General features: G+C 60.8%; 28 protein-coding genes. 8 read left to right on the top strand and 20 right to left on the bottom strand.

Going from position 1 to position 25539, the window contains the following annotated elements:
* Positions 1–146: 146 nt before the first annotated feature.
* The 12 genes from K6V06_RS16920 to K6V06_RS16865 form a co-directional block, all read right to left on the bottom strand.
* Positions 147–551 (bottom strand): hypothetical protein, encoded by a 405-nt coding sequence (locus tag K6V06_RS16920; RefSeq protein ID WP_222245284.1) that lies wholly within the window; start codon positions 549–551, stop codon positions 147–149.
* An 81-nt stretch (positions 552–632) separates the two neighbouring features.
* Entirely contained in the window at positions 633–1106 is a 474-nt protein-coding gene (locus K6V06_RS16915) for a hypothetical protein (RefSeq protein WP_222245282.1), read from the bottom strand.
* A 183-nt stretch (positions 1107–1289) separates the two neighbouring features.
* Complete coding sequence (locus K6V06_RS16910) at positions 1290–1646, bottom strand: hypothetical protein (protein WP_222245279.1); 357 nt, start codon at positions 1644–1646, stop codon at positions 1290–1292.
* Positions 1647–1815: 169 nt separating this feature from the next.
* A complete protein-coding gene (locus tag K6V06_RS16905) occupies positions 1816–2625 on the bottom strand; it encodes a PRTRC system ThiF family protein (RefSeq protein ID WP_222245277.1) in 810 nt (269 codons plus the stop codon).
* Positions 2622–3263: a PRTRC system protein A gene (locus tag K6V06_RS16900; protein WP_222245275.1), complete on the bottom strand. Its 642-nt coding sequence runs from the start codon at positions 3261–3263 to the stop codon at positions 2622–2624. The genes K6V06_RS16905 and K6V06_RS16900 overlap by 4 nt, the downstream gene beginning before the upstream one ends.
* 2 nt (positions 3264–3265) lie before the next feature.
* Positions 3266–3988: a PRTRC system protein B gene (locus K6V06_RS16895; RefSeq protein ID WP_222245273.1), complete on the bottom strand. Its 723-nt coding sequence runs from the start codon at positions 3986–3988 to the stop codon at positions 3266–3268.
* The gene (locus tag K6V06_RS16890) at positions 3973–5127 is read right to left on the bottom strand and encodes a PRTRC system protein F (RefSeq protein WP_222245271.1); all 1155 of its coding nucleotides are present in this window, start codon (positions 5125–5127) and stop codon (positions 3973–3975) included. Before K6V06_RS16890 ends, K6V06_RS16895 begins: the two co-directional genes overlap by 16 nt.
* 99 nt (positions 5128–5226) lie before the next feature.
* The gene (locus tag K6V06_RS16885) at positions 5227–5445 is read right to left on the bottom strand and encodes a PRTRC system protein C (protein ID WP_222245269.1); all 219 of its coding nucleotides are present in this window, start codon (positions 5443–5445) and stop codon (positions 5227–5229) included.
* Positions 5446–5456: 11 nt separating this feature from the next.
* Positions 5457–5882 (bottom strand): PRTRC system protein E, encoded by a 426-nt coding sequence (locus K6V06_RS16880; protein ID WP_222245268.1) that lies wholly within the window; start codon positions 5880–5882, stop codon positions 5457–5459.
* A 75-nt stretch (positions 5883–5957) separates the two neighbouring features.
* Positions 5958–7640 carry a PRTRC system ParB family protein gene (locus K6V06_RS16875; RefSeq protein WP_222245267.1) on the bottom strand — a complete coding sequence of 561 codons (1683 nt, stop codon included), beginning with the start codon at positions 7638–7640 and terminating at the stop codon, positions 5958–5960.
* Between the two features lie 2303 nt (positions 7641–9943).
* The gene (locus K6V06_RS16870; RefSeq protein WP_222245266.1) at positions 9944–10825 is read right to left on the bottom strand and encodes an N-6 DNA methylase; all 882 of its coding nucleotides are present in this window, start codon (positions 10823–10825) and stop codon (positions 9944–9946) included.
* 147 nt (positions 10826–10972) lie between these two features.
* Positions 10973–11182, bottom strand: coding sequence for a hypothetical protein (locus tag K6V06_RS16865; RefSeq protein ID WP_222245265.1), 210 nt, complete (start codon positions 11180–11182; stop codon positions 10973–10975).
* 829 nt (positions 11183–12011) lie between these two features.
* On the opposite strand from K6V06_RS16865, the gene K6V06_RS16860 reads away from it, so the two are divergent.
* The 6 genes from K6V06_RS16860 (at position 12012) to K6V06_RS16835 (ending at position 16398) form a co-directional block, all read left to right on the top strand.
* Positions 12012–12461, top strand: coding sequence for a hypothetical protein (locus K6V06_RS16860; RefSeq protein WP_222245264.1), 450 nt, complete (start codon positions 12012–12014; stop codon positions 12459–12461).
* A gap of 43 nt (positions 12462–12504) precedes the next feature.
* Positions 12505–13737, top strand: a complete 1233-nt coding sequence (locus K6V06_RS16855; protein WP_222245263.1) for a DUF1173 family protein — start codon at positions 12505–12507, stop codon at positions 13735–13737.
* Entirely contained in the window at positions 13738–14160 is a 423-nt protein-coding gene (locus tag K6V06_RS16850; protein ID WP_222245262.1) for a hypothetical protein, read from the top strand.
* A 45-nt stretch (positions 14161–14205) separates the two neighbouring features.
* On the top strand, positions 14206–14505 hold the full coding sequence (locus tag K6V06_RS16845) for a hypothetical protein (RefSeq protein ID WP_222245261.1): 300 nt from the start codon (positions 14206–14208) through the stop codon (positions 14503–14505).
* Positions 14506–14847: 342 nt separating this feature from the next.
* Complete coding sequence (locus K6V06_RS16840) at positions 14848–15438, top strand: hypothetical protein (RefSeq protein WP_222245259.1); 591 nt, start codon at positions 14848–14850, stop codon at positions 15436–15438.
* 51 nt (positions 15439–15489) lie between these two features.
* On the top strand, positions 15490–16398 hold the full coding sequence (locus tag K6V06_RS16835) for a DNA/RNA non-specific endonuclease (protein WP_222245257.1): 909 nt from the start codon (positions 15490–15492) through the stop codon (positions 16396–16398).
* Between the two features lie 72 nt (positions 16399–16470).
* On the opposite strand, the gene K6V06_RS16830 is transcribed toward K6V06_RS16835, so the two are convergent.
* A complete protein-coding gene (locus tag K6V06_RS16830; RefSeq protein ID WP_255581910.1) occupies positions 16471–17286 on the bottom strand; it encodes a UPF0489 family protein in 816 nt (271 codons plus the stop codon).
* 275 nt (positions 17287–17561) lie between these two features.
* The gene (locus K6V06_RS16825) at positions 17562–18710 is read right to left on the bottom strand and encodes an integrase domain-containing protein (protein ID WP_222245322.1); all 1149 of its coding nucleotides are present in this window, start codon (positions 18708–18710) and stop codon (positions 17562–17564) included.
* A gap of 1027 nt (positions 18711–19737) precedes the next feature.
* Here K6V06_RS16825 and K6V06_RS16820 point away from each other — a divergent pair.
* Positions 19738–20739, top strand: coding sequence for a PRTRC system protein D (locus K6V06_RS16820; protein WP_222245255.1), 1002 nt, complete (start codon positions 19738–19740; stop codon positions 20737–20739).
* On the top strand, positions 20739–21173 hold the full coding sequence (locus K6V06_RS16815; RefSeq protein WP_222245253.1) for a hypothetical protein: 435 nt from the start codon (positions 20739–20741) through the stop codon (positions 21171–21173). The genes K6V06_RS16820 and K6V06_RS16815 overlap by 1 nt, the downstream gene beginning before the upstream one ends.
* 263 nt (positions 21174–21436) lie before the next feature.
* Here K6V06_RS16815 and K6V06_RS16810 read toward each other — a convergent pair whose 3' ends face one another.
* The 6 genes from K6V06_RS16810 to K6V06_RS16785 all read right to left on the bottom strand — a co-directional run bounded on the left by K6V06_RS16810 (position 21437) and on the right by K6V06_RS16785 (position 25199).
* Positions 21437–21646, bottom strand: coding sequence for a hypothetical protein (locus tag K6V06_RS16810; RefSeq protein WP_222245251.1), 210 nt, complete (start codon positions 21644–21646; stop codon positions 21437–21439).
* 100 nt (positions 21647–21746) lie between these two features.
* Positions 21747–22817, bottom strand: a complete 1071-nt coding sequence (locus K6V06_RS16805) for a primase-helicase zinc-binding domain-containing protein (RefSeq protein ID WP_222245249.1) — start codon at positions 22815–22817, stop codon at positions 21747–21749.
* Positions 22818–23047: 230 nt separating this feature from the next.
* A complete protein-coding gene (locus tag K6V06_RS16800) occupies positions 23048–23554 on the bottom strand; it encodes a single-stranded DNA-binding protein (RefSeq protein WP_222245247.1) in 507 nt (168 codons plus the stop codon).
* Between the two features lie 12 nt (positions 23555–23566).
* Positions 23567–24361 (bottom strand): hypothetical protein, encoded by a 795-nt coding sequence (locus K6V06_RS16795; protein ID WP_255581908.1) that lies wholly within the window; start codon positions 24359–24361, stop codon positions 23567–23569.
* An 8-nt stretch (positions 24362–24369) separates the two neighbouring features.
* Complete coding sequence (locus K6V06_RS16790; protein ID WP_222245245.1) at positions 24370–24798, bottom strand: hypothetical protein; 429 nt, start codon at positions 24796–24798, stop codon at positions 24370–24372.
* A gap of 95 nt (positions 24799–24893) precedes the next feature.
* A complete protein-coding gene (locus K6V06_RS16785; RefSeq protein WP_222245243.1) occupies positions 24894–25199 on the bottom strand; it encodes a hypothetical protein in 306 nt (101 codons plus the stop codon).
* Between the last annotated feature and the right edge of the window lie 340 nt (positions 25200–25539).

Genomic DNA, 25539 nt, shown 5'->3' with positions numbered 1-25539 from the left:
CCCTCCCAAACGGGACGAGTGTCCCGCAATGGGTTGGTCCGGCAGCGCCGGACATTGGTCGATGCGTCAATGACGCGGTGAAAAGCGGCTTGCCAAACCCCCAAGGGTTGGGCAAGCCCTCTCGGGCTTGCTACGGTACGGTCGGGTCAGCACGTCTCCAGCATGGTGCTGAGCGCCTTGGCGATCTCCCAGGCATCCCGCTGTGTCAGCGACTTTCCAACGAGCAATTTCTCCGCAGTGGTTGTGGCGTCGGCGTGCCCGCCGGCGTACCCAACCCGGTCAACGAAGATTCCCCATCCTTCGGAGAAACCCCGGTGGACGGAGATGGCCAGTCGTTCGCGTGTACGAAGCTCCGGCCAACGGCTGGACGATTTCGGTCCATAGAGGCTTTCGTTCTCGTCGTTCATGAAGTTTGCCGGATCGAACCACTCGGGATCGAGGCCGGTGAGACGTAGCTGACGGCGAATCTCAGCCGCGACTTCGAAGATAGTCTTTCCCTTAGTCTCGATCGGTGTCGCCTTGAGTAAGGTATCTGCTGCAACTGCGGACATGGTGAACTCCGGTTGCGCGCACCGCCCCGGGCGGGAGGCCCGCGCGGGGAAGTAGTAGATGGAGGACGCTCTCGAGAGCGTTTATCGGGTGAGGCGATAGCCCCCGCTGCCGGAGACCAGGAATACCTGTTCGCCGGTGACGAACTGCTGATCCGCATCCTGAGCGACCACTACCTGTCGGCCGTCATTGGTACGGACAACAACCTCCACACCGTGCCGGCGGCTCAGGTGGCTGGCAGCTACCTGTGCGATCGCAGCAGACGCAGTACCGGAGAGCGCGCCAGCAATGTAGCGACCGTTACCGCCGCCGATAACACGAGCACCGAGCACGGCACCGACTACAGCACCTAGAACACCTGGCACGCCCGAGCTGGCGGACATCATGCCGTCGCCGGCAACAATCGTCACCGGACGCACCCGCACGACGGTGACGGCCTGAGCAGTACCGGTTCGGAGCGCTTCCGAGGCACGATAAACGTTCGGCGAGGTAGGCTGTGCAGCGCAACCGGTGAAGAGAACAGACGTAAGGAAAAGCAGGAAGCAACGCTGGAACATGACGGCCTCATAAAAAGATGGGCCACCATGCCTATGGGCGTGGAAGCCCATAGTGGGGAAAAAAAGCTGTCCGGCAAATAGCCGGAAGGGTCGATGCGTCGTTGACGCGGATGGTCCGACGATTCTACCAATGCTCGCTCACCTTGGCGAGCATCCTGTGACAGTACCGTGCTCGACCACTTGCTACGTGGTCTCTCCGGGAATCCAGCACCAACTATCGCCGATACCATATACCTTCGTTCTAACTGCTCCCACCGTGATCCAGGTACCGGGCAAGTAGTCAAGGCGCCCGTCCTCCTCAATGACGAATCGGTCGCCCAATTCCTCATAGCTCAGGTTCTTCATCTCCTTGGCCAAGGCAAGCCCGCTTTCCAGTGGGAACATAGGGACAAGGAAGCCGTTCCAGCGGCGCGCTAAGCAGTAAGCGACCACCTGCACGCTATCGGGCAGCCAGTCTCCCGTAACCACGGTTTCCTCATAGAACGGTGCCTCAGCCCCAGCCGGGCTAACAGCGGTGCGGTCTGGCGTATTCGCCGTCATCTCTCGAACCTCCTTCAGGTAATAGTTGCGCTGGAGCCGTGCGAACCGATACGGCACATGTCCCAGGGTGACAGTCCCGAGGCCCAAAAAAAGAGCCCCCGGATCTCGTCGATCGGGGGGTAGACATGGGGTAGCACTTCAAACAATAAGATGGCGTGTCGAAGCCCCGTTATGCTGGGACCTTGCCGCCGCGTGCAGTCAGCCGTGCTTCTCGCTTCGCGGCCAGCGATTGATACCCAAACCGCATCCAGGCGCCCTCATCAACGGGCAGCGATGTGGTTCGGCCGGCGTCAAGATTGACGAACACACCTGAGTACTTCAACGTGCCCGTTCGGAAGAGCGTCCACAGGAGATTGAACGCTTGCACGGCGATCGCCTGGTTCACGACCAGCGATTGCTTACGCAATGCGTCCGCCATGGAACAAGACGGCGCCGTATCGGCCTTGTCCGCAGCGGGATTGAGCAACTCCGGAAAAAGGTCTCCAACATGCGGCAACCGACGTGGTGCGCGCTGTCTCACCTCGCCCAGAATGACCTGACCACTGTTCGACTCGTTGCCGCAGTCGAGGTAGTAGCCGCCAGCGCCACGCTTCATTGCTTGGACGATCGCCTTTCGAGCTTTCCGGGTGTCGACACATCCGACCACCATGTCGCAGCGGAGACTGTCCGTCCCGCTGAGTTGGCAGACACGCGCCTCCCAACGAGTACCCATCAAGTTATTGAGGCGGTTGACGAGCAACGTCGCCTTGGGCCTGCCAACATCTACAGGGTAGAAGCCTTGTCGACCGACGTTGGTTTCGCTAACGGTGTCATCGTCATAGACGATGCACTCGATTCCACCTGGGTGACCAAGCTCGAGCATGGCGTGGTGGAGGCGAGCAAGGCTAGGAAGCAGCGCGCTTCCTGTGCCTCCAGCACCCACGACCACAACCTTCCATGCGCGGCGAGTCATCTCTGGGGGGATGCTGTGTTCGATCATGACAACTCCTTTCGCCGAACAGCGCGATACCAATCAGAGGGTACCGGCTCTACCGGCTCAAAAATGCCCTTAGCACAGAGGCGAAGGGCCATGGACGGCACCGGCGACACGCAATTCCCCAGAACGAACGCGAACTTGACGTCGTACCGGTCATCCTCATCGTCCGTCGGAGAGAAGTACGCCGGCGATGGACCGTGCGAGTGACAGTCGACCAACAACACGTCGTCAGTTGACAAGCATGGCCGGTCGTACCGAAGGTGGCTTTCGCTGTGCTCCCGGATAGTCACCGGAACCAGCCGAAACAGATGCGTCGCAGCGTTCCAGACGATCCATGCCCCGGTCTCCTTGGGATAGGCCGCCATAGCCATGTCAGCGAACTGACGGATCAGCTCAACAGGCAAGCGACCGCAATGCAACGCCGTTTCCTCAGCCATGTCGCCATAGGGGATCGACGTTTTATGGTCATACCCCCCCAGCTTGCGCACTAGGCGAACCCACGGCCGAACGATCTCGAGATAGACACCGTTCTGCGCCACGAGCAACCTCTCTCCCTGCCTCTCCATGGGAGCTACCTCGGAAGACCGGGGCACCATGACGGCAGGGAAGGATTGCTGCAGTGTGATGTCCGAAGGACTCATCGTCATTTCTCCAGATTGCCGGCAATTAAGTCCGCCAGCGTGAAATTCATCGGTACGAGAGCATCCCGCGGGAAGTCGTCAAACTTCCCCTCGAGTATGTCCCGCCAAAAGGCGTAGAAGCCGTCGCCATACGAGATACGTGGCCCACCCTGGTTGGGGTGGGTGAAAGCAGAGTCGAAGAACCCCCCCTCCCAGCCGGGTATGGAGGCCACGTCTATCTCCCTCGGCACCATTGCGGAGCCGATGCAGATCGAGCCGCGATCCCATGTGTTGAAATATGGCGGCTCGAACAGTGCGGCGTCCGGCGATGGCCTCGCTTCGCCCGCCAAAGCGAACACGCGAAAGCCAGCAGTGGACGCACGAAAGACCAGCCCTGGGTGAGGAACAACAGCGGAGCGCTCACCCAACTCTTTGCAGCGGAAGAACACCCGACGATGCGCTGGGGCGCACCACCATGTCACTGCCGTTGGTCCTATCGAGAGCACGTTCGGCGTCAGGAACTCGCCCTTCGGCAGCGACGCCTCAGCGACATGTCGTACAGCGTCGATCAGGGCGCGCCGATTGATGGGCGTACCGGGACCGATAACCGGGCCGGAGCCGTCCAATCCGATGTCAACCGTATGCGCAGTCGCATACGTGAACTGACCGAGGTCCGGCCCATAGAGCAAAATGGCCCCGCGAAGGGCCACCTCAGTCGCCTGCAAGGCGCTCACATATTCAGCCATGTGGCCTCCTCAGAAATAAGCGTTAGAACACGATCCAGTGCGCCGATGATCCTGAGCATTCCGCCTAGAGCGAGGAATTGCTCGCGGATCGCGTCAGGTGCGTTCGCTACCGGGATGAAAGCCTGGTAAAGCGTCGCCTCGCCGGAGGCATTCAGCTGGTTGATGTGGTCGTCCAGCACCTCAAGCGCAGTGTCGTTCTCACGAAAAACAATCGTCGCAGCTGCGTACGCAGGCTCGGCCCATTGAGCCCGCGCGAACACGTTAAGGGTGCCGTTGTGGTGAAGCTCTAGGCTCAGGTCAGCGAGTGCATTGCAAACAGCAGCGATCCAACCCTCGTTGCACCGCGCCAAGGCTCGAAGCCTTCTCACGGAGAGAGCCGTCAGGCTCCCCGCCTCAGGATTGCGGCGGGGGTGATACGGCAGGACATCGTCTGGCGCGAGCTCACCCCTCACTGTGGAAGGCAGATACCGCTCAAGATCCTCCTCATCTCGACCGTAGGCGAGCATCGTTTCGCGCGCTTCCTCGTCGTCCGACGTCGAATCGCCGTCCCAATGCCACATCGCAAATAGGTCAAGCAAGCGGCTCGGCGTGCGCAGGTCAAGTGACTTCACATCCGCCGCGGATATGAGTGACATTGCTGTGAAGAGGAGCGCCGGGTGGGCGGCGCGCAACGCGTTTGCGCGCTCATCGCCGATCACGTAGACGGTCTCCTGTGGCAGATGGATGGCCAGGTAAAGAGGTTCCTGAAGCTGATCTTCCCAGCCGAACTGAGAAACCTCGGATTGCGCCGCGCCAAGTTCCAGCAGGGCGAAGTCGAATATGAGCCGGTGGCACACCGGTCGCCGCGCGTTGATCCACGCGAACATTGCCTGAGCGAATGCATCGCCCGCATTGACCGGGTTGGTGACATCACTGGCGCGGAGCACTCCTGCTTGGAACTGCGAAAGCACAAGGGCGCTAAGGTCTTCAGCGTCCCGGTAGGTGAGCACGGCCCGGCTAGGCACATCAGCCGGAACGGCAGGCAGGGTCAGAAAATCATTGGCAGGTCGCCCTCGGGCAGCGGGATGCTGTCGGGGCGGCGTCCATGAAGGTGCTGCGACATCGTCGCATTGAACAATCGATAGAGGATCGAACAGCATTCCCTCGTCTCCTCAGAGTGAAAAAAAGCCGCCCTCTCGGGCGGCTCATGGTTGGTGGCGGCAAACTGCCCTGTGGACAGCGCCTTCATCAGATCAGATTTACGCATCGGCGCCCTTCGCGCCGGCGGCGCGCACGAACGTGAAGCGGACGACATCGTCCTTATGTTCCGGGCCATCCACCGCGGCGGTGGTCAGCTCCGGATACTGCGCGGTGTATATCTCACGTACCTGGTCCGGCGTGAACTGGGGACCGGGGTCGACCAGCGTCATGCCGTTGTACGAGAACTCGCGAACCAGCTTTTTCACTTCGATCGCCATGCCAGTCTCCCTCAAAGCAACGATGCAAGGTCGGTCCCAGCCGACGACGATTGGCTTTCCGTCGGCTGCACGGGTGCGGCCGGCTTGCCTTCGTCGTCATCGGTCTCGGTTGCCGCGCTCCCGGGAGCTGCGGCCTTTGTAAGCGCCTTGGTGGCTTTGGTCGATTGACTAGCCTTTGCAGCCTCCAGGATCGAGTTCGTCGCCTCGACTTGCTCTGCGAGCGATCGCCGCGTGGCGACGTAACTCTGCAGGGCCTCGACGAAGCCGTCATCGAGCTCCTCAGGGCTCCCGGAGATGGCGAGGGGCGCGGCCAGGGCCGGATCCTCGGCCTTCTTCGCGACCGGCATGACGACGACAGACAGCGCATCGCCGTGCATGGCAAGCGTAAGTACCACTTTCTCACTCGCGCGGACGAGCGTAGACAGTTCAGCAAACATGAAGTAGTTCCTATGGGGAAATGAATGGACGGAAGGGCGCTAGGATCGCGCCCTTCGGAGAGAGATTGATGACGCTCAGTAGCCCAATACCTTGGGCACCTTGCCGGCGTAGTCAAAGCCTTTGACGGACAAGAGCCCTGCCACGACCTCTGGCTTGGACTTGGCAAACAGCTTCGCGAAGCCGTCGCCCAGCGCCTTGCGAATGCCGAGCTCGTCCGCGAGTACCTTCATCTCGGACTTCGTCAGCATCTCGAGGAAGTCCTGCGATTTCTGCAGGTTCCAGTGACATCGCAAATCCAGCTTGTGGTACTTGCAAAGTGCCTGGAGATTGGACACTTCGAGCCCTTCGATTGCGGCCACGGTGAGAGCCACTGTGAGCTGCTGACGGTGGCCCGCATCCGTGCTCTGTACGGCGGTGAGGCAGCCTTGGAGTGTTGAGGACACTTTCTGGTCGGTGAGCTTCTCGAAGAACTTGCTCATTGCATCCCCGCCGATATTGCGAGAGAGCCCGTTCAGGGCCATCGCCAGCAGGTAAGCGTTGGCTTGCTCGGCATCCTGCGCCACTTCCCGGCGCAGCGCCTTTCGCCAGAGAGCGGTGCGATACTGCTTGACCTTCTCCGATTCGCTGATGACCGTGACCGGCTTCTCAGCGGGCTTGGACGCCTTGGACGACGTCGTTCCCGCAGCAGGCTTGCTCGCTTCGCCTGTGTCACTGCCGGCAGCACCGGCCTTCACAGCGTCGCGCTCCGACTTGATTCGCGCTGCCACCATCTTCTGGTGGCAGGCTGTGTCAAAGCACTGGCCACTGTAGACCTTGCCCATCGAGTCCGGCAAGCCGCTAACCGCCGCGCCGAAGTTCTGGCAAGCGTGGCAAGCCTTCGCCTGCTCCTCGCCAACCCCGGTCGGTCCGTCGACCTTCACCTGGATGCGGGTGTGATTGTCACCGGCACGGATGATCCGCACGATCGGGTACTCGTCACGCATGCCATAGGCAACCGCTTCGAGCTGCCGCTCCGACTTCTCGTTATAGCAAGCGCGGTTCGTACAGTTGCCGGTCGCAATTGCCTCGCCAAACATCTCGGTCTGCAACGAGGAGTTGTGCGGGCACGCCGCGCACTCAGTCTTGTCGAAGATGGCCGCTTCCAGGCTGCACGCAGCAGCCTCGATGGTCTTCTTCAGTTCAGAGACGGACTTCTTCTCACTGATAATGACCGGCAGGAGGATGTCCTGCTTGTCCTTCGCGAGCGTCGCAAGCAGTTCGGCGTGCCCGAGCTGGATTTGCTCGTGAGTCAACGCTTCCCGCACGACGGTGCTGCAGTTCATGAGCGCAAGCCGTTTGTCCAGCTTGCTTCGAGACCAGCCTGCGATTCTCGCCGCTTCGTCGCGATTTCCCTTCGCACGGCCAACCAGGCCTGCGGCCCAGACTGCCTCGTCCGCGGGCGGCATGTCCGCTCGTTGCACGTTTTCGACGCCGGAGAGTGTATCTGCCGTGTCGTCATCGACTTCCTTGATGTAGACGGGCATCTCATAGTCCGGCCCGTGCTCTTGAAGCGCTGCGAGGTACCGTCCTTCCCCGGCGAACTCCTCAAACTCCCATTCGCCATCCAGCGGGATAGGACGAACGAGGATGGGCTGGATAACACCGTGAAGCTTTACCGACGCGCAGAGCTCGCCGAACTCCCCGGGGTTCCGATAGGTCCGAGGATTCGCGCGACGACGGATCTTGCGAAGCGGAACAGTGGTATTGCTGAGTTGCATTTGTGGGTTCTCCGAAGAGGAATGGGGAACCCGTTGCCGCACCGGGAACGTGGTTCCCGGTGGGATAGATAGGAGCGGCATGCCGCGAAATGCGGGCAGCCACCGTACAGAAAGAAAACTAGCACCTGCCGGTGCGGAGTCGATGCGTCAGGGACGCTTGGTGTCCATGCAGCATACCAAAGAACTTTAGAGGTGATCAAGGAACAGCGGTCGAGTAGCACGCAGGTCGAGCGCAGTTTGATTGTTGAGTCTTGCGGTCTACCGGTGGCTTGCTATGCTGTGTTTACGTTGACGGCTGGAGTAATGTGATGGCCGCTCCTAGGCGTCTCTCCATAGCCGTGCTGGCTTCGTCGATCTGTGGCGTGGCCATACCTGCAGCTTCGAGCAGCGCTCCGCGAGGTGACTACACTGTCACGTTTCTTGCGAGACCGGTCACGGCCTCTGGATATGGAGGGCCGTCTCCGGTCGGCCATGCCTATATTATCTTAGGCGTTAGAACATCTAGCGGGATTAAAGAAGACGCCTATGGTTTTTACCCAGGAGCCGACGGTAAGGGCAAAATCCGCGGACCGGGTATGCTCAAGAGTGAATGGCGATGCATGCCATCGGAACCGTGCGGAGAACGGGATTTCGCTCGAAAATTAGGCGCATCAGCGGATACGGTAAAAACGGCCAGCATAGAACTGTCTTTGGACCAGTATCGCAGTGTCCATCGCATAATCTCAAAGTGGAATTCCGCTGGCTACGACCTCATCAATTCCAACTGTAACTCGTTCCTGGCGGATGTACTGAAGGCGGCCGGCTATGAGCCGCCGGCCCGCTCTCTACTGAACATGCTCCCTCAGCACTACATTGCATCTGTTGCAGATGCAATCCAAGCACAGGATGCTCTTCGGAGAGAGAAGGCGCGCGCCGACAATGCCGACGCAGCAAGGCGTCAAGCTGAGTCGGAGCTTGAGAGAGCACGCACCGAGCGAGACAAAGCTGCAGCGGAACGTGACCGTGCACTTGCGGATGCCCAGGCGGCGAAGCGCGCGAAGGCCGAAGCGGACCGTGTTCCGGCAGGATGGATACAGTGTACGTGTCCCGATCAACATAGCTTGCACGGCAAAGTTGTCGCTGGCGTTAGATGGCACGCGAAGAGTATCGGTTTGTGCAGGTAGCACAATGCATCTCATTCCCCTCCTGATCGCCATAGCCCTTACATTTCCAAGTATGGTGAGCGCATTGGAAGCTGGAGACGCGATCTGCAAGGGTCAGACAATGCCGCCTTCTTTTGTCCCCGTAGGCGAGATTGAGAGTCCAGAATGCGAGGGAACGGCGGAACCAAGAAAGGCATGGGTACTCGGTGCTCTGGCCCCCGGGGTCACGGCGTGTACCGCTCCTGACTATACTCGTGATCCCGCACCAAACATAGGCTACGTTGCGTGCGGGCGAGTTTTCTCGAAGGAGTGCCCATCGAATCTGGATGGCACATCGAACGCGGTCGTCTTACAGCGTCCATCTACGTGCATTCAACAAGCTCCAACATGTACGGCCCGCAGTAGCGATGCCCAAGGGGCGGTTGAGCAGCTTCAGATCGGACAGAGTTGTATCCTGGCTCAACCCCTTGCAGGTGGGAAACGCCACATTCATCCGGATTTCTCTTTCGGCACGTGGTGGCAAGTCAGCTCTTCACAAGGTAAAGCCCTCATAATAAAACCGCTTCCAGGTAAGAGCTGGCCCATCTGCGTGCAGCCCAATATCAATGCCTTTGCCACGGGTGATAAGGTCCACTATCAGCGACGCCCCCCACACACTCTGCCGCTCGAATGGCATGGTCCGCTTTCATTAATAACGCGTTTATTTTATGACGACCAGTGCCCCGGCACATCCGAGAGCTTGAATGCGATGGTGGTTACCACATATTCAGTGGACGAGTGGCGGGGGAAGGAAATGTACGCATGTGAGCCGCCCTCCGGCTATACCGTCAAGCTCGACGAGCAAGAGAATTCGTCGGATGGAAGCACCTTTTTCTATACCGCCTTGTGCGGATCTGCCGAGAATGCCGGGCGCCCTAACGCACGACGATATCGATTCCATAGCTACCGATAGGCGTCCGAATGCTATGACGGCTTCTCTTCGGCGCGCGACAGACGGCTCGGGGCGGTTCATGGCTCATGGAATGCAAAAAAAAAGCCCTCCGAAGAGGGCTTTGAGTCATCTGAGAGAACTGCCGTAGCGGGGGCTACGGGAATCATCATAGCCGGCGCTGGTCCACGGAAGACCTGCGAAAGCTCGCCAATCTGGCCTGCGTTTCTGGCCTAGAAGAGCGCCAACTGATCGTCCGGTACGAACGCCCGGAGCGCGGGCGGCGGAAACTCAGCGGCCCCGGGCGGGACAGCGATCACGATCTCGTCAGGAGAGGCGCGAGAACCGGCGTCCTGCTCTGCAGCTGTGAGGTCCTCCCTGGCGCGCGCCGTCTGGAGCCGCGCTCCCCAGCCGCCCAAGATATGAGCCGGCGTGAACCAATTGGACCACGATTCGAGGCTAAGAGCGTTGCCGTGGACGACAATGGCCGGGATATGAAGGAGCGCCAGCTGGACATACGTCATGTGGACGCAGCGAGGATCGATGTCGATGCACGTGGCGTGCATTGTCCGCTGGTAATTTTGTCCAGCGTCATTGAGCGCGTCGGCACAGGCGATCACCATCCCGCCGGCGCCGGACGCGGGCTCCAACACGGTCACAAACCCGTCCCTCTCGATGGAGGAGGCGCCGTCAGCCATATTGATGCCGGCCATCATGCGAGAGACCGTATAGGGCGTGAAGAACTGCCCCGCCCTATCGTTGCCGAGCTCGAGCATCATGTAAGTCTGCCCGAGCACGTCGGCTAGGCCGTCTCCATTCGGCACCAGCTGCTGCACGCGCTCCTCGAAGGTCATAGTTAGCGCGCCTAGCATCTGCGCGAACCGGGACAGCTCCTCTCGATCGTACTTCTTTGCGATCTCCAGGTATCGCTTCTCCCGGTCTTCGAAGTGATGGCGATCCACGGCGTTGCTGATGGCCAGCGCTGACACCTCCACAAAATCCGCGAAGACGTCGTTCATGCTGTGCCGGTACCCGAAAGCCTTGAACAGGGACAGAAGCTCCCTGTGAGGATCGGTTGCGGTGGCTTGATGCCGGCGTTGTGCGGCGCGGCTCATGTCCGCGGCTCCATGCCGAAAGAATGGGCCAGGAGCGGGGGAACTGCGTGGTGGTATGCCATGGTGCTTCCTCAATGGGTGCAAGGAAGCACTGCCCACCAGGGAGTGCTTCCCCGGTGGGCGGTGAATCGGGCTGTCGGTGGTCCGTCAGCCGGTGATGGGACGCTTCTGATCGCCGCTCAGCAGCTTTGCGAGCAGCCAAGCGATGATGATGAGAAACTGAATATCGACCACGAGCTGAACTTGCACCATAGCGAGGCCATGGTCAGCGGTGGCGGTGAGGAAGAACAGAAGCGCGACCAGGTTGAAGACGGTCGAGAGAACGGCGAGGCCGGTAGTACGGGACGAGATATACAAGACAGGCTCCAAAATGATGGAGCCGTCCCATTGGGAAAGCCCCAATGGGTGAAAGGAAATGGCCGGTGTACGGCTGTGTCGATGCGCTGCAAGCGCGGAGATTCGGTCGAATATTACTGCGAATCGATAGTCCGATTCAAGGTATTGACTGGCCGCCCGAAGCGGCGACCGCGCCGCTGCCTGCTTGCCTCGCGCACTCGGTTGATCACCGCCCACCGGCGTGATTGCGCCTCGTCTGGGTCTTCTAGACGAGAAGAGTCAAAGACTTCACTCGCGTTGATGCGCGGCACATCGCCAGGCGCTTCCCGGCCGGGCCCCCACGCCCTCCCCTCCATGACGGAGAGGCCATGCATGATCTCACTGAGGGCAACGAAGTCCCACCTGTCTGGTACCGCATCGGCAGAGAACCAAGCCTCGCCCTCGCCCACTGCCACCACCGCCACGACGTCGTAGAATTTTCCATCTCGGGACGGCACAGCGCGGACCTCAAAGCAAACCACCTCCCGGCGTGGGTACCAGAACACTCGATCGAGATAGCGCCTGAAGGCAAACGCATCTAGCCGAGCGATCTCCTCATACTGTGGGTCGCCAGGCGAGACGAACTGCGTCTCTCGACTGGGCCGGGTCCCAAGGGAGACTTCGTGAACGGCATGACGGCGGGGTGAAGACATTGAGCTTTCTCAAAAGACGCCCCGATTCTATAGCGTTTGCATGGAAATTCTTGTGCTGCAAGGCGCCAAAATGCTATCTGGACAACCACGCCAGCCGGCAGCCTTGACTTCCCGCATACGCCGGTATCCTGGTTTTATAGGACCCGATACCAACTGCCATGCGATTCACCCGATTTGAGCGCTACACCCCCATCGACTTCAACACCCGCCGGCGAGCCGCCTTCATCCGCAAGCAGCAGCGGGAGCGCGACCGCTATCCACTGATCGCCGAGCACGTTCAGGGCGAGCAGCATGGCCAAGACGAAGAGTTCTCACGGCGGCAACGCCAAGCCGACCGGTTCGAAGCGGGTCAGCGGGCGTTTCATGCCCGGGTCTGGCGGGAAGCCAGGACGCGCTTCTTCTCGCTGCCGGAAACGGTCAAAGAGGAGATTCGTCGCCGATGGGCCGCATGGACAGGCCCAACCACCGCCCTGTACTTCAGCTTCCTTGTCGACGAGTTGAGCGGTGATCAAGCGCGACGCGTGGCGGCCGCCGAGACCAGCCGGGCGGTTCGGCGCAAAGTCTGGGCGTCCCTTCCACGCCAAGGCGCGCTGGAGGGCGTTCAATGATCGGGACCGCCATTCCGGTGACCCCGGCCCCAGAGAGACACCTATGATCACCGTAAGAATCGGGGGCTATCAGGCACCGCTCGAAGCCGTTCTCGAGAATCCGGAGCGATACGTTCGTCAACTCGAGCGAGCGAAGACCGCGCAGGGCTTTGCGGAGTGCGGGTGCAACGACGGAAGGCCCAGTCCAAAGCTCGTCATCCGGCGCCATCCCGCGGGCCTTTTTTTGTTGGCGTGCTGGCCGGGCAAGTCATCCATGCACACTCCGGGATGCCCTTTCTGGAACCGGAATGCGGGCCGGGCAGGGTCTCGCGCCGATCTAGACGCGTTCCGGCATCGGGAGGGCATCCTCGATGTAAAGCTCGACGCGAGTCTGAAGGTGAGCTCCCGTGCGCGAACTAAGCCGCCCCAGTCCGATCAGATTGGCGCCGCGCGTAAGCCGCAGCGGCGGACTGCCGGGCTCCTGGCCTTCCTCGAGTATGCCTGGGAGCAAGCAGGCTTGAACGTCTGGCCCGGCTATGGCGGCCGAGGCTGGAGCGCCTGCTGGTCCCGCCTCTCTAGTGAAATGGCGGACTGCAAGATCAACGGCCGCGCCGGCGCAGACATCCTCCATATCGTCGAGCGTTGGGACCCGGCTCGCAAGGACGAAATCCTGGCCGAGATGGCCAGCTGGACCGGACGCCTCGCGCCCACATCGACCGACACGCCGCGGGGTCTCCTAATCGGCGAGGTCGTCGCGCACAAGCCTAGTCAGTTCGGCGGGGAGATCGAGCTGCGCCAGACGAAGCAACGATTCTTCCTGGGCTCCGCGCTGTACCAGCGGATGCAGCGCTCCTTTCAAGCGCCACTGGCTGGGGCCGGCCAGCCGACTCAGCGTTGCGTCGCCGTTTTCCTGATCGAACGGCCGAAGGCAAAGAACTACCTGACGATTGTTGACGCAGCGGCGATGCTGACAGATTCGAGATTTTTACCGTGTGATTCCGCATACGAGGTTGCCATGGCAGACTACCTAGCCTCCCAGAGGCGAGCGTTCGTCAAGCCGCTGCGCCATGTCGACGGCGCGCCGGTGCATCCCGACTTCATCCTCACTGATACTTCGCCAGAGTCCGTGATCGAGGTTCTCGGGATGGTGGGCAATACGGAATACGACACTAGGCTCGAAGCGAAACGACACCATTACAGGTCGTCCGGCATCCCGCTGATCGAGTGGGACCCGGCACAGTCGCTCACGGCAATGCAGCTGCCGGAGCCCACTGCAAAGCTTGGGGAGGTTGGGTAAGTGCGCGCCGGAACGACACTCGATACGACGCTCCTTGCTCGCGCCATTGACGTAGTGCACCAGCACCGCGCCGCCTCGGTCGCCCTGTTCCAGCGCCATCTGCAGGTCGATGGAGCGACCGCCGAGGAGATTCTTGAGCACATCGCGGCCGAGACTACGATAGTCCGGAAGATGCAGACCGGCTTATATCTGTACACCCACGGGCCAATAGGGGAGGAGTTGGCTCGGCTCAATGGCTTCGCGCGAGAAGTGTTGTCGGCGGTCGCGGCTGATCGGATCGACCCTGATTGCGTACGCTCGGCAGCGGTTCGCTTTGGGCTGGCCGAAGAAGTAGTCGTGAAGGAGCGCTGCTGTGATGAGTGCGTCTGCGCGACCGTCTTCGAGTTTCCAGTTCGGTGCGTCCGCCCAACCTCCAACCTCTAAGGGCCCCTCCGTGCACGCCCGGCTCCACCCACTACAACTTTCACAATGCCTTTGTACAACGTGGATATCGTCTACCGCGCCGTCATACACGCCGGCGACGCCTCGGCCGCACTGCAGGTTGCTATGCAAGAGCGAAGCGAGATCGAGGACGCCCGGGAACCGCGGTACAAGGTAGCTGGCCCCATCCGCACTGCCAAGGATCTGGACGGCAACTGGTCCGAGTCGGACCGGCCCTACGGTGGCCTTGCTCTGCCGTCGATCCGCGAGCTCCTGAAGACCGACTCGGGCAGCGAGCAACGCGACACCCGAACAATCGACATGTTCGCCACAGACCATCATGACTAAGCTGCCCCGTATGACACCGCCGCACCCCGACCCCACAGACAGAGAGTACCCCGACCCGGAGACCGTCCTCGCAATCCGTGGTGCCATTACCACCGGCCAGCTAGGCGGCCCACCCGGCCAAGGTGGCCATTGGCTCAATGAATTCTGGCGGATCGGGAGAGAGCTACGCGACCAGTCCGAATCGTTGCAAGGGTTTCAAGGGACGGCACGGCGCGGCCTGCTCACCACCACCACGCGCTTCCTGGCAACGAACGAACCGGTTTTTGCCTTGGACAGCGAGCCGACTTAGGGTTCGTCGTCTCGGGCAGGCATAATTGAGACTTTCCGCCCCCGTTTGCACCAATGCCTACCGGCCTGCTGGATTGCGCCCATTGCGACGGCGCTCCTCTCTTCATCGCTGGCCGCCTCCAGGCCGTCATTGCATGCGAGGAGTGCGGCATCTCAACACCGCCGGTTAGCAACGACCCCGCTGATCCCGATTCCGCGTTCCGGCAGCTCAGCGCTATTTGGAACCGGCGGGAGTTGCACCGCCCGGCACACCAGGAAACCATATCCATCTTGGCCCGTCGGGTTCTCACCTCGGCCGACATACCCTACTTCCTCAACCTACTCGCGTCGACCTCGGACAACTGGCCTGCCAATGGGCCTAAGTTCGCGGCCATGGCCGCCGCTCTAGCCTCCCCGGAACACCCATTGCTCAAGTTTGAGCCCGTAGAAACCGTTATGGCGGACGCGCACCGATACCGCAAACTCCTACGCCGGGCGACCGTGATCGATGTGGACGGCTCGTCGGCGGTCCACTTCGAGCCCGTTCCCGGTACGCCCGCGGCGTTCTCAGAGGAGGATGGCAGCAGCGAGGGCCGGCTCTCCATCAGTCTGGAGAGCTTCGTTGCCAGTGCACTCGATGCCATACCGCATTCGGTAGACACTTGACTTCCTTCACGCAGTGGCAAGCTGAAACTCCACACCCCGGATTGGACGCCCATGCGCCTACTGCTCGCTGTTTCTACTCTCGCTGTTCCCCTATTCTTCACTCCTGCGCCGGCGCCGGCGAAGGAAGCGGCAGCACCGTGCGCAAGCGTGTTTGCGCACGGCCAGGCACCGGTTGTCATGCAGGAGCGGAGTGGAACACTGCTCTGTTACCGCGCCTATGCAATCCTTCACTCCGGAGCGACTCGGACCGCGCTATGGTCGGCGGAGCGACTGACTCGGGGCGCCGTCGAAGCGGCACGAACGCTTGCCCGAGATAGCGACTTCTATGAAGAGAACAAATTGCCCGTCAGCGAGCGAGCTACCCTGGCTGACTATGCCCGGTCGGGCTTTGACCGCGGCCACCTTGCACCCAGTGGCGACTTCGGTGACAAGAGATCGCAGGCTGAGAGTTTCAGCCTCGCCAACGTGATCCCTCAACATCCGGTATCGAACCGCCGGACTTGGAGCCATCTGGAGACGTCGACACGGCGCCTTGTCCGGAAGTTCGGACTTGCCTTTGTTGTGACTGGGCCCGTATTCGACCGAAGCTCGCGAACGCTGCGAGGCCGAGTCACGGTGCCGGATTTCATCTGGAAGGCGATCTACATCCCCGGTAAGGGCGCGGCGGCTTACATCGTTCGGAACGATGCCACAGAGGCCTATAGCATCATAAGCATTGCGGAGCTGCGCGACTTCACCGGCATCGATCCATTCCCGCGGCTGGATAGAGTGACCTGGGCGGCTGAGTTCGCACTGCCCCCACCGACGCCGCATCCCGGCGAGAAGGCGGCTCGGCAGGTGAGTTTCTCCAGACTGGTGTCCGGAGCGGTTGTTCAGAAGCACGACGGGATCAAGAAGCTGGCGGAAGCCCTGCATAACTCAGGCGGTATGCTTTCGTTTGCATCAGCTCTGTCGCGGTAGCGAAGCGGTCGGTTCCCGGTCGCGGCCCTCTTCGAGCCGAGGCTTTGATACAGGCCGACGTCCTGGACGCCGTCACGTCATTGCCGCTTGCAGATGCTGCTTCATACGTTGGAGCAGGGACTCTCCGGATACGCTTGAGCCCTCGTCGCGGCATAACTTGACGTACTCTGGCTCGGTCGCGATGGTCACGGCAACGGCGTTGCGCACCAGTCGGTAGAACGTCGCGGGGTCGTCCGGCTCGATAGCCTTCTCCGAATGGAAGTAGTCGAGATCAATGTCCAGGACATATGGCTCCTCCTCGTTGAATTCGAGCCCTTCCGCCGCCGCCATGGCATTCAGTTCGCCCAGCTCGTGGTCGAGGTAGACAGACTCGAGCACTTGCCCCGAACGCACCGGCCGGCATGCGTCATCATGCGGAAGCTTCTCGCAACCAACCGCGCAGATTGAACTGGTCACGTAGAGGATCCCGGGATCGCTGTAGTCAGAGTCTGAATGGTTCACCACAAACCCACGGGACACTATTCCCGCCATGATCGCGGTCCTGACATGCTCGTCGTTGGACAGTTTCGTGATAGCTTGCAGCACCGATTCTTCATCTTCGTATCGCAATTCCGCCATCAGTCCAGGCAGAAGCGCATCCATTCTCTCTTCCTTATCATCACCGAGAGTTCCTGGCGTCGCGTGGAAGCGGTGTCGCAAGAACGGTTGGTACGTGTCTGTGTGATGGTCGAGCGTCAGAAGCGCCGGCGCGGCCGCGAGCCCGCGCCGGATTTCTGCCCATGACTGCAGGACGTGGTGGTGGGACTGGACGATGTAGATGGCTTTGCCGCCAATGTCGATTTTCTCTTGCTGCATGGTGATGGGATGCTCGCTCGGAAGCATGAGCATACAACGCTATTGCATCCAGCCCCGCCAATGTGTTGGGGAGTCCAATCCAGCATCCGAGTCTGTCCTTCCGCTCAAGGTGCTCCGTGCCGCCAGACGTGGCATCCGGAACTTGACGCTCCTTCCGCCTTTCAGTGCACAGTCATTCCTCTAACGCTCACGCCATTCGACGACGCGGGCGCATCTCCAATCGAAAGTAACCGCAATGGGGAGCGAGGCGGGCTCTCTGACCTCGGTACGCGCAACTGCCGGACCAGCGGCCCATAGGCGCCAGGTCGTCAAGCTGCGACCGCCTCTCCTCTATTGAGCAAGCGGTACAGGGCTTGTCGGGACACTCCAAGCTCGCGGGCAGCTCGAGCCTTGTTTCCGCCAACACCGCGCAGTACCGCCTCAGCACGCTCCCATGTCACTACGGGCCTTTCCTTGCGATTCATTGCCGCATGCGTCGACAGATAGGCACCGCTTTTCGTAGGCCTGCTGTGCCCTGCAGCGAGCACCAACTCTTGAATCGCCTGGCGGTGTGTCTCTGGATCAGCCGCGGACCCGCCTTTCACTGGCGCGGGAGCGCCGGTCATCTCTCGGTAGAGCTGCTGCATCCAACCATGCCTCAGTCCATGGCTCGTTACCCCTAGCCCGCTCTTGCAAACACCGTACTTTCGCATCACCGCGTTGTAGTGGTTGCGCCACCTTGCTATTGAGTAGGTCGACGGTGTTGTTGATCCGCTCACCGGATCCACCAGCCGCGCGGCTTCCTCCAGAACCGCAAGCTGCAATCGCACTGGAACGTCACGCTTGCGCCCTCCCTTGGTCCCGTCGACCACGTGTAGCGTGTCGAGGTTCCGGAGAGCGCTCAGGACCTTGAGGGAGAAGCTCTCTTCGATCCTCAGGCCGAACGCAGCCTGCAGCTTCAGCTGTACCGCTACGCGAGGATGCTCCCGGCCGATCCGTTCGATCACCTCTACAGCATCCACTCCATTCCCTTCCCAGGACTTGTCGACCGATGTCACATACGACCGTACCAAGCCGTTGGCACGCCGATCGATGTACTCGCCTAGCGGGCGCACAAGATCATGCTTGCCGAGCCACCGACAGAACGCCTTGAGGTGGCTGAGCTTGTTCTCGATCGTCCCGCCGCCCTGGCCAGCGGCGACCCATTTCTCCACCAGCGCCCGCAGGTGCTTGTGGCGCAGTGAGTATGGGCTTTCGATCATGAGTCCGATCTCGCGCAGTTCCGCGAGCGAGCGGCAGACGGTGTACATCCGTCGCTCCTGTGTTTTGATAGACGCGCTCTTGAGGCTCACTCGTGTTTGGCTGAGGATCCTCTTCAGATTGTCAGCCAGGACCGTGGCCAGCTCAGCCTTCATCCTGACGGGCAAGTCATACCTCTCTAGCATCCCCCGGACATCAAAAACCGCTGCCTGTCGCATTCCCTCCTCCGCCGTGTGTTCCATGATTCGGCAGCGACGTCGATCGGCGTGCCCCCCGTTGCGCACTCAATCGCTCCTGCCCCTCTTTGCCGTTTATCCATCGGCAATGGTCCTGCCTTCCCGACCTTTAGCGATCCATTGGCTGGTCAGCCCTCACGTGGAAGATCCGTGCATGACTGTCCCGACATGGCACAACGCACCTTCGCGTGTCCAGCCGGGCTACCCGGTCGTCGAGGAGAATCGCTCCCCCGACATGAACGACGGCAGGTGCATGCACCTGCCGACGCCACCCGCGTAACTCTCGTTGCGCTGTTTTTGTACGGTCGCGCTCACCGTTCGTCATGGTTTCAGATCGTCCGATTGCGTGAAGCAACCTACGTCCCGCCCCTCAGGTAGCGGCATCTGTACCGCGGTGTATCGGGTACCAGCGCTCGCCTACCCCGCAGCTTGCTGTCGGGCGTGTGTGGGGATGGGGGGTCATGTGTCCGGTGTGTCCGCTTTACACATGTCCTCAGTGCGACCAATCCTGGAAAACCGACCGCAAAGCCAATTGGTATCGCGGTGTCCGGTGTCCTCAGTGTGGGCCAGTATCTACTTGAGCCGAAACAAAAAAATGCCGCGTCATTTTGCGGCTTGGACAGGCATCCGCCGGGTAGCGAATTCAGCGCCCGGTGGATGTGAGTTGCCGCGCGAACGGCGGCGAGGTCGATGCGTCGGGGACGCGGTTGATCGTCGAAGGATATACCAGCCCTCGCTTGGGTGGCAACGTTTGGCCCCTTGAAATCGAGAGCTTTTGGCGACTTGACTTCGGTTTTCCGCAGGTAGAGTCGGCTATGTCGATGTGCCACATACCCGAACACAGTCCGGTCACTGCCGCCCATATTCGACGATGTCCGACTTCGGTCGTCGTCTCACTGGTTCAAAGCGAGAGCAGATCGGACTATCTCCCACTTAATGGGATTGTCAGGGACCGTGCCGGCATCTTCGCATCGCCTCTCAACAAACAGCAACCGAACTGGAGCACCACATGAAGATCTCGACCGTCGCTGTCGACGTTGGCTACGGCAACACCAAATCCGCCTTTCCCCTCGGGTCTGATGTTGCAACCCGAATGTTTCCTTCCCTTGCTCCAGTAGCCGCCACTTCCTCACTCACTCCGCACGGTGGCGGCCTCTTCCGTGCCCGTGACGTAGTGCATGTGGAGATCGACGGCGCCAGGTACGAAGTGGGACCGGATGTTTCTCTGAGCGCTGCGCACGTCCATACGGGCCGCTCGCTTTCCGAGGACTTCGTCACGACGCCGAATTACGCGGCGCTGCTCGCCGGCTCCCTTCACTATGCTAAGGCGAGAGAAGTGGACCGCCTCGTGCTCGGTCTGCCGGTCCATAACACGAACAAGTACGCGGCCTATCTTAAAGACCGGTTTTCAGGCGTGCACAACTTCGGCTGGGGCGAGATCAAGATTGGGAGCGTCCTGCCCCTTCCTCAGCCGCTCGGCAGTCTGATTACCTACATTCAACGGACTGGCAAGAGCTATGACCCTGACAATGCCTACCTCGTTGTTGACGTGGGTTACTACACGACCGACTGGGTTGTCGCCCGGGGGTACACGATGGATGACACCCGCAGTGGCGGCGTCCCCGGCGGCGCGGCGCGGGTCTATCAGCAGATCGCCAGCCTGATCTCCTCGCACCTGGGACAGGCAACAGACAGTATCGAGCGTATCGACAAGGCCATCCGCGATGCCAAGCCCATGTTGTTCTACGGGCAGGACCTCGACATCTCCCCTTATCTCGAGCAGGCCATGGCAGTCACTCATCAGCCTGTGAAGGAGATACAGACACGTGTTGGCCGCTCTGAGGATATCCGGGCGATCATCCTGACCGGCGGTGGTGCACAGCTCTACGCACCTACAATTCGCGCGGCCTTTCCGCTGAACACGATCCATATTATGGACGCACCCTGCTTCGCGAACGTTCGTGGGTTCTACAGCATTGGCTCTGCCCGGCAAGCCACGAGGAATACCTGATGCAAGCATCCATCGACAAGCTTCAGATGTCCGTTACGATATCCGAGGACTCGAACCCCGAGCTGCTTGCGTATCTCCGGCAGTTCCGCGGAGCGCGGGAGCGTGCGCTGATGCTCAGGCTCCTCGCACAGCGAGGCCTGCAGCTGCTCGCCAGCGCGGGCGTGGACGGACTGCTCGTCGCCCCGAGCCGAACGGCGGTCCCGACCGTCCCAGCACACGGCGCACTTCACCCGCCCCCCGCGGCGCCGCCTCCACCGCCGCTCGCTGCCCCAAAGGCGAACGCGCCAAATGCTCCTGCCGTGGCCCCAGATGGGGCTACTGTCTACCGGCTTGCGTACGCCTCCACCCAACCGCCACCTGGCGTTACCGACGACGATGCGCTCAGTGGACTCGATCTGCAGGCACTCAACAACGCCATGGAGCGCTTCGGCTAGGCAGCTCGATGAGTTGACACCACATGAACCCGTGTCAGCCTAGGCCATATCGTACCGAACCAGAAGGATGCTCGAAATGTTTGCTTACCTCTCCACGACCGAGGACGTTCTACTCTTCGCCTTGGCTGTCCTCGCCGGCTTCTGCGCCCTAGAGGGCGCGCTGTCCATCGTAGCCGCTGTCAAGGAGAAGTTGCTACGCTGAGGCGAAGGCGCAAAAAAAAAGCCCGGCGGTAGCCGGGCTTTGTCATTCTAGGGATGCCGCTTCAGTGGAGCGTTGGAGCAAGACAAAAGTCGAGTGCGGAGTCGAAGGAATCCTTTCGATCCAGGAACATCAGATTCCCCGAGGGGCCTCGCTGGTACACATCGAAGAACTGGGCTTCCGACTGGCCCGCAGAGACGTCTTCGGTGTTCGAGACGCGCTTGGCACGGATGTGGAGCTTGTTGACGATTGCGGTAAAGCCTTTTTGCGGCATTGCAGACCTCCAGAGAGAGGAGAGAGCTGCCACGGGAGCCTCGCCCAGTGGGAGGACCCACCGGGCAGAGTTTTAGGAAGCCACCTTTCGGTGGAGAGTATTAAGCGATCACCGCTTGCTGTGACATCTGACGTAGCTGATAGACCGTTCGCCATTGGTCACAGAAATCTGTGCCACGGACTTTCGGCCGATGCAGCATGGTCTTGTAGCCCTCAGCGCGCAGCCGCTTTTCCAGCGCAAGCGCGTCAGCCATGCCGGGCGATTTGCCGGTCCTGCTGTCGATCTTGTCAAAGTCCGCGAAGATGTGGACGGTATGGATGCCGAGGCCATCTGGCACGACAAACTGTCGTAGCAGGACTCGGTTCAAGCAGTTCCACGTTGGGATGCCAAACAGCATGTAGGACGCGTAGGCGTTCTCGAGGCCTTCGGCCACACCGATTTCGCCCGCACGCGGTTGCATCAGCCGAACGGCACCGCCCGCAAGCGGTAGCGCAGAGACGTCATTGCGCTTCGCTGGAAGGATCTCGCCCTCCTCGGTCACGATGACCGCTTTGGCAGGAGAGCGGGGATCTAGTGAAGTCCTATGCACGGTGGCCAGGCGTCCGTCTGGCAGCGTAAAGCCGGCGAGTATCGTCGGGTATCGGCCAATCTTCGTCCGATCGTGCCAGTAGTCCTGCACTGCAAGGCGAAGACTCTGTGGCCGAGGCGCCCGGAGGCCTGGCACCCGCGCAGCCAGATAGCGCATGGCGTGGTCTCCCGGCGTCAGGTCCGCTCCACTTCGCCACAGTTTGGAGATGCGGAACACCTTCGCTGCCCGATCGTCCGGCTTGCGAGGGCGCGCCTGCGCGAGCTGCCTCGGGGCTACCGGATCGATCCGCTGACCGTTGAGTGCCAGTTTCAACTCAAGGTATGACATGCCCGTCGTGCACCGGACGAGTTCGAGGCCGTCGCCCGCTTTCGGGCTTCCAGCGTTGCACTTGCGACAGACCCAATCACCGCGGCCGCGCTTATTGTCGTAGGTGAAACGATCCGTTCCTCCACAGATTGGACAGGGGCCGGGCCGCCCCCTCCAGAAGGAGTCAGTAAGGACGTCAGCCGGTAGATACCGCCGCACTAGAGCGTCCCATTGATCGGGCGTCCAGCTACTTACAATCGCACTCAGATTTTTCATGGGATGCTCCGTGAGGAGGGTTGGTCGATGCCTGAGACAGGCGAAGGAACGCTTGCTCAAAAGACCGCCCGGGAATGATCCAGACGTTCTTTTCAGCATGGCGCGGAGAGAAAGGGGAAGCTGCGGGGACAGCACAGCTATATGGGAACTGCCCCCGGGAAGGGGGCAGCAAGAGAGATAAGCGCAGGCGGCAGCGCCGCCTGCGTGGCAATCCGAGAGAGCTCTCGGACCTAGAACGGAATATCGTCGTCCATATCTTCAAAGCCGTTTGAAGGAGCGGTGCGCTGGCCTTGGTGGCGATCAGGAGCTCTGTAGCCGCCGTCACGCCGATCGTCAGGCCGAGACCGCTGCCGAGAGGCATGCTGCTCGCTGTCGCTGCCATCGTCAGAACCGCCCGACGGCTGACGACCGCCGAGCATCTGCATCTGGTCCGCCACGATCTCCGTGCTGTACTTGTCCTGGCCGGACTGATCCTGCCATTTGCGCGTGCGGATTCGTCCTTCGATGTAGACCTGCGAGCCTTTACGAAGGTACTGCCCCGCGATCTCAGCGAGCTTTCCGAAGAAGGCGACCCGATGCCACTCGGTCAACTCCTTCATCTCCATGCTCTGCTTGTCCTTGTAACGATCAGTAGTAGCGATACGAACGTTTGTTACCGCGTCGCCACTAGGCATGTAACGAGTTTCCGGGTCGGCCCCGAGGTTGCCCACGAGGATGACTTTGTTCACGGATGCCATCTTGCTTTCCTTTCAATGAATGTGGTTGATGCTCCAGGTCCACTTGTCCCAGAGCTTCTGTTCTCCGGTCTCACGGTCCATGATCGGTCGGCCGGTCTTTTGATCGAACGCAGGGACCTTGACCTTATGTAGCCGCTTCACAACGACACGGTCACCGAGTTGGCAACGAGCCTCAGCAATCGCATCCTTCAAGCCTTCACCCTGCAGAGTCTGCTCACCCTCCGCCGTGCTCAGCTTCACTGCGAACGACCGGTAGGTGCTCGGCCCGCGGCTCTTCCTATTCGGAAACTCCATCTCACCCCACTCGAGGAGAGAACCGACCGTCGTAGGTGAGAACTGCTTCCGGACCAAGGTCGCGCCCGTGCCACTATCCTGTGGGCCCGCAGCATTGCGACTCGGCGGCGTTTCCTCGCTCAATTGGCTCACGCGTCGTACGGGCGCGCTGGTTCCCTTGCTTTCCGGCAACCAGGCCGGCGAGGCGTCTCCGAGGCCGGCGTTCTTAACAACGCCGGCGGCGACGATCTCCATTTTTGCGCCCGCGTGAATCCCCACCGGTACCCAACGAGGCACCACGTCGGGCAGCAACTTCTCACCGTAAGCAGTCGGCTCGATCCGATGATCGAAGCTAGGAGCGAAGTGGACGATACGGTGGCCCTCATCGCGCAGGAGGTGTGGAATGCCGTTGACGATGAACTGCCGCTCGTTGCTGGCACCAGTTCCGACCGGAACTGCGCCGGGCACATCGGCGGCTTTGGGCCGTTCGAGGAAGAGCGTTGCGACGCGCTTCACCAAATTCAACCAAGTCATGGCTTGCCTCAAAGTAGGGAGCCGCAACACATACGCCTGACCTCGTCGAGGTCACTGCGAAGGCGGGCATTGTTCAAGATGACGTCCTGCAGCGTCTCGGGGTTCACGCCCGACACAGCGCAGACGTACCGATAGGGCAGCGCGCCATCCCAATAGCCGAAGATCCAGCCCAGGGTCATCCTCAACTCCTCATGATCGAGGTGTCTATTGCGGATACGCGCGCGCAGCAAATCAGCGCAGTCGATCAGCGATTCCGGCATGTTGTCGCCACGCCGGCTATCACAGGCAAGGCTGATGAGGGCGTCGACCATCTTCTCGCGCACGGCCTCGCTCCAATGGGACGGGTCGGGCAACGGGTCGGGCTTATAAGGAGGTATTGCGACGAGGGCCGCTTCACCAAAGAGGTCGAATTGGCATCCTGTTGCCAACGTGTTCATGATGGTCTCCGACGGGAAGGCCATTGACCCACCAGCTGGCGGGTAACGGATACCCGCGACAGGTGTATGCACCGCCCCTCGGGGGCGGCTAAGGATCAGCAGGGAACGGACGTCCCGGCGCGGCGAATCGGGGTGACGACTGCCGAGCGCTCATAGGAGGGCTCGGCATCCGCTCTTGCCGTTGCTGCCGGCGTCGCGCCAGTAGAGGCGGCGGCAACCGAAGCTTGGGATCCAGTAACGCTAGCCTTCCCCGGGGCGAAGGCCAGGCGGTACAGATGGTGAAGTGCCACTACGGCCACGAAGAAGCCGACGATGAACGACTGAGAAGCGACATAGAGCACCGAGCAAAGCATGAACAGCTTGAACGGACGCCGAATGAGGTTGGAGAAGAAGGATTCCATGGTTTCTCTCAAGAAACGAGACAAAGGGATGGCCTGGCGGATGCCGGGCGACTATTCGATGCTCGAATGAGCAAGGAATCCAAAGACGAGCGCGAACGCGCTTGCGACATGCTCGAGATTGCATGACGCAAAGACGCTCAGGATGGGAAGCAATTGAGAGGCGCCGCTGGAAAGAAGGGAAACGAGGGCGTGTGTGCCCGTGAGGCGGCGCGAGATTCGATGCGTGAGGACGCATCGCAAATCTACACGAATTCCCGACGACCACGCAACAACAGTGGCACCTCCAAGCCCCTAGCACCGTGCGAGTGGGCCAGGCTCTTTTCCATGATTTGCACGTGGC

Source organism: Cupriavidus sp. AU9028, assembly GCF_019795295.1.
GTDB lineage: Bacteria > Pseudomonadota > Gammaproteobacteria > Burkholderiales > Burkholderiaceae > Cupriavidus.
Note: the sequence above shows the minus strand (reverse complement) of the source record. Positions and strands in the feature narration are given on the sequence as shown.

Coding starts and splice junctions, on each gene's coding strand:
- K6V06_RS16920 (WP_222245284.1), bottom strand. CDS start 551: ATGTCCGCAGTTGCAGCAGATACCTTACTCAAGGCGACACCGATCGAG.
- K6V06_RS16915 (WP_222245282.1), bottom strand. CDS start 1,106: ATGTTCCAGCGTTGCTTCCTGCTTTTCCTTACGTCTGTTCTCTTCACC.
- K6V06_RS16910 (WP_222245279.1), bottom strand. CDS start 1,646: ATGACGGCGAATACGCCAGACCGCACCGCTGTTAGCCCGGCTGGGGCT.
- K6V06_RS16905 (WP_222245277.1), bottom strand. CDS start 2,625: ATGATCGAACACAGCATCCCCCCAGAGATGACTCGCCGCGCATGGAAG.
- K6V06_RS16900 (WP_222245275.1), bottom strand. CDS start 3,263: ATGAGTCCTTCGGACATCACACTGCAGCAATCCTTCCCTGCCGTCATG.
- K6V06_RS16895 (WP_222245273.1), bottom strand. CDS start 3,988: ATGGCTGAATATGTGAGCGCCTTGCAGGCGACTGAGGTGGCCCTTCGC.
- K6V06_RS16890 (WP_222245271.1), bottom strand. CDS start 5,127: ATGCTGTTCGATCCTCTATCGATTGTTCAATGCGACGATGTCGCAGCA.
- K6V06_RS16885 (WP_222245269.1), bottom strand. CDS start 5,445: ATGGCGATCGAAGTGAAAAAGCTGGTTCGCGAGTTCTCGTACAACGGC.
- K6V06_RS16880 (WP_222245268.1), bottom strand. CDS start 5,882: ATGTTTGCTGAACTGTCTACGCTCGTCCGCGCGAGTGAGAAAGTGGTA.
- K6V06_RS16875 (WP_222245267.1), bottom strand. CDS start 7,640: ATGCAACTCAGCAATACCACTGTTCCGCTTCGCAAGATCCGTCGTCGC.
- K6V06_RS16870 (WP_222245266.1), bottom strand. CDS start 10,825: ATGAGCCGCGCCGCACAACGCCGGCATCAAGCCACCGCAACCGATCCT.
- K6V06_RS16860 (WP_222245264.1), top strand. CDS start 12,012: ATGCGATTCACCCGATTTGAGCGCTACACCCCCATCGACTTCAACACC.
- K6V06_RS16855 (WP_222245263.1), top strand. CDS start 12,505: ATGATCACCGTAAGAATCGGGGGCTATCAGGCACCGCTCGAAGCCGTT.
- K6V06_RS16845 (WP_222245261.1), top strand. CDS start 14,206: ATGCCTTTGTACAACGTGGATATCGTCTACCGCGCCGTCATACACGCC.
- K6V06_RS16840 (WP_222245259.1), top strand. CDS start 14,848: ATGCCTACCGGCCTGCTGGATTGCGCCCATTGCGACGGCGCTCCTCTC.
- K6V06_RS16835 (WP_222245257.1), top strand. CDS start 15,490: ATGCGCCTACTGCTCGCTGTTTCTACTCTCGCTGTTCCCCTATTCTTC.
- K6V06_RS16830 (WP_255581910.1), bottom strand. CDS start 17,286: ATGCTCATGCTTCCGAGCGAGCATCCCATCACCATGCAGCAAGAGAAA.
- K6V06_RS16825 (WP_222245322.1), bottom strand. CDS start 18,710: ATGCGACAGGCAGCGGTTTTTGATGTCCGGGGGATGCTAGAGAGGTAT.
- K6V06_RS16820 (WP_222245255.1), top strand. CDS start 19,738: ATGAAGATCTCGACCGTCGCTGTCGACGTTGGCTACGGCAACACCAAA.
- K6V06_RS16815 (WP_222245253.1), top strand. CDS start 20,739: ATGCAAGCATCCATCGACAAGCTTCAGATGTCCGTTACGATATCCGAG.
- K6V06_RS16810 (WP_222245251.1), bottom strand. CDS start 21,646: ATGCCGCAAAAAGGCTTTACCGCAATCGTCAACAAGCTCCACATCCGT.
- K6V06_RS16805 (WP_222245249.1), bottom strand. CDS start 22,817: ATGAAAAATCTGAGTGCGATTGTAAGTAGCTGGACGCCCGATCAATGG.
- K6V06_RS16800 (WP_222245247.1), bottom strand. CDS start 23,554: ATGGCATCCGTGAACAAAGTCATCCTCGTGGGCAACCTCGGGGCCGAC.
- K6V06_RS16795 (WP_255581908.1), bottom strand. CDS start 24,361: ATGACTTGGTTGAATTTGGTGAAGCGCGTCGCAACGCTCTTCCTCGAA.
- K6V06_RS16790 (WP_222245245.1), bottom strand. CDS start 24,798: ATGAACACGTTGGCAACAGGATGCCAATTCGACCTCTTTGGTGAAGCG.
- K6V06_RS16785 (WP_222245243.1), bottom strand. CDS start 25,199: ATGGAATCCTTCTTCTCCAACCTCATTCGGCGTCCGTTCAAGCTGTTC.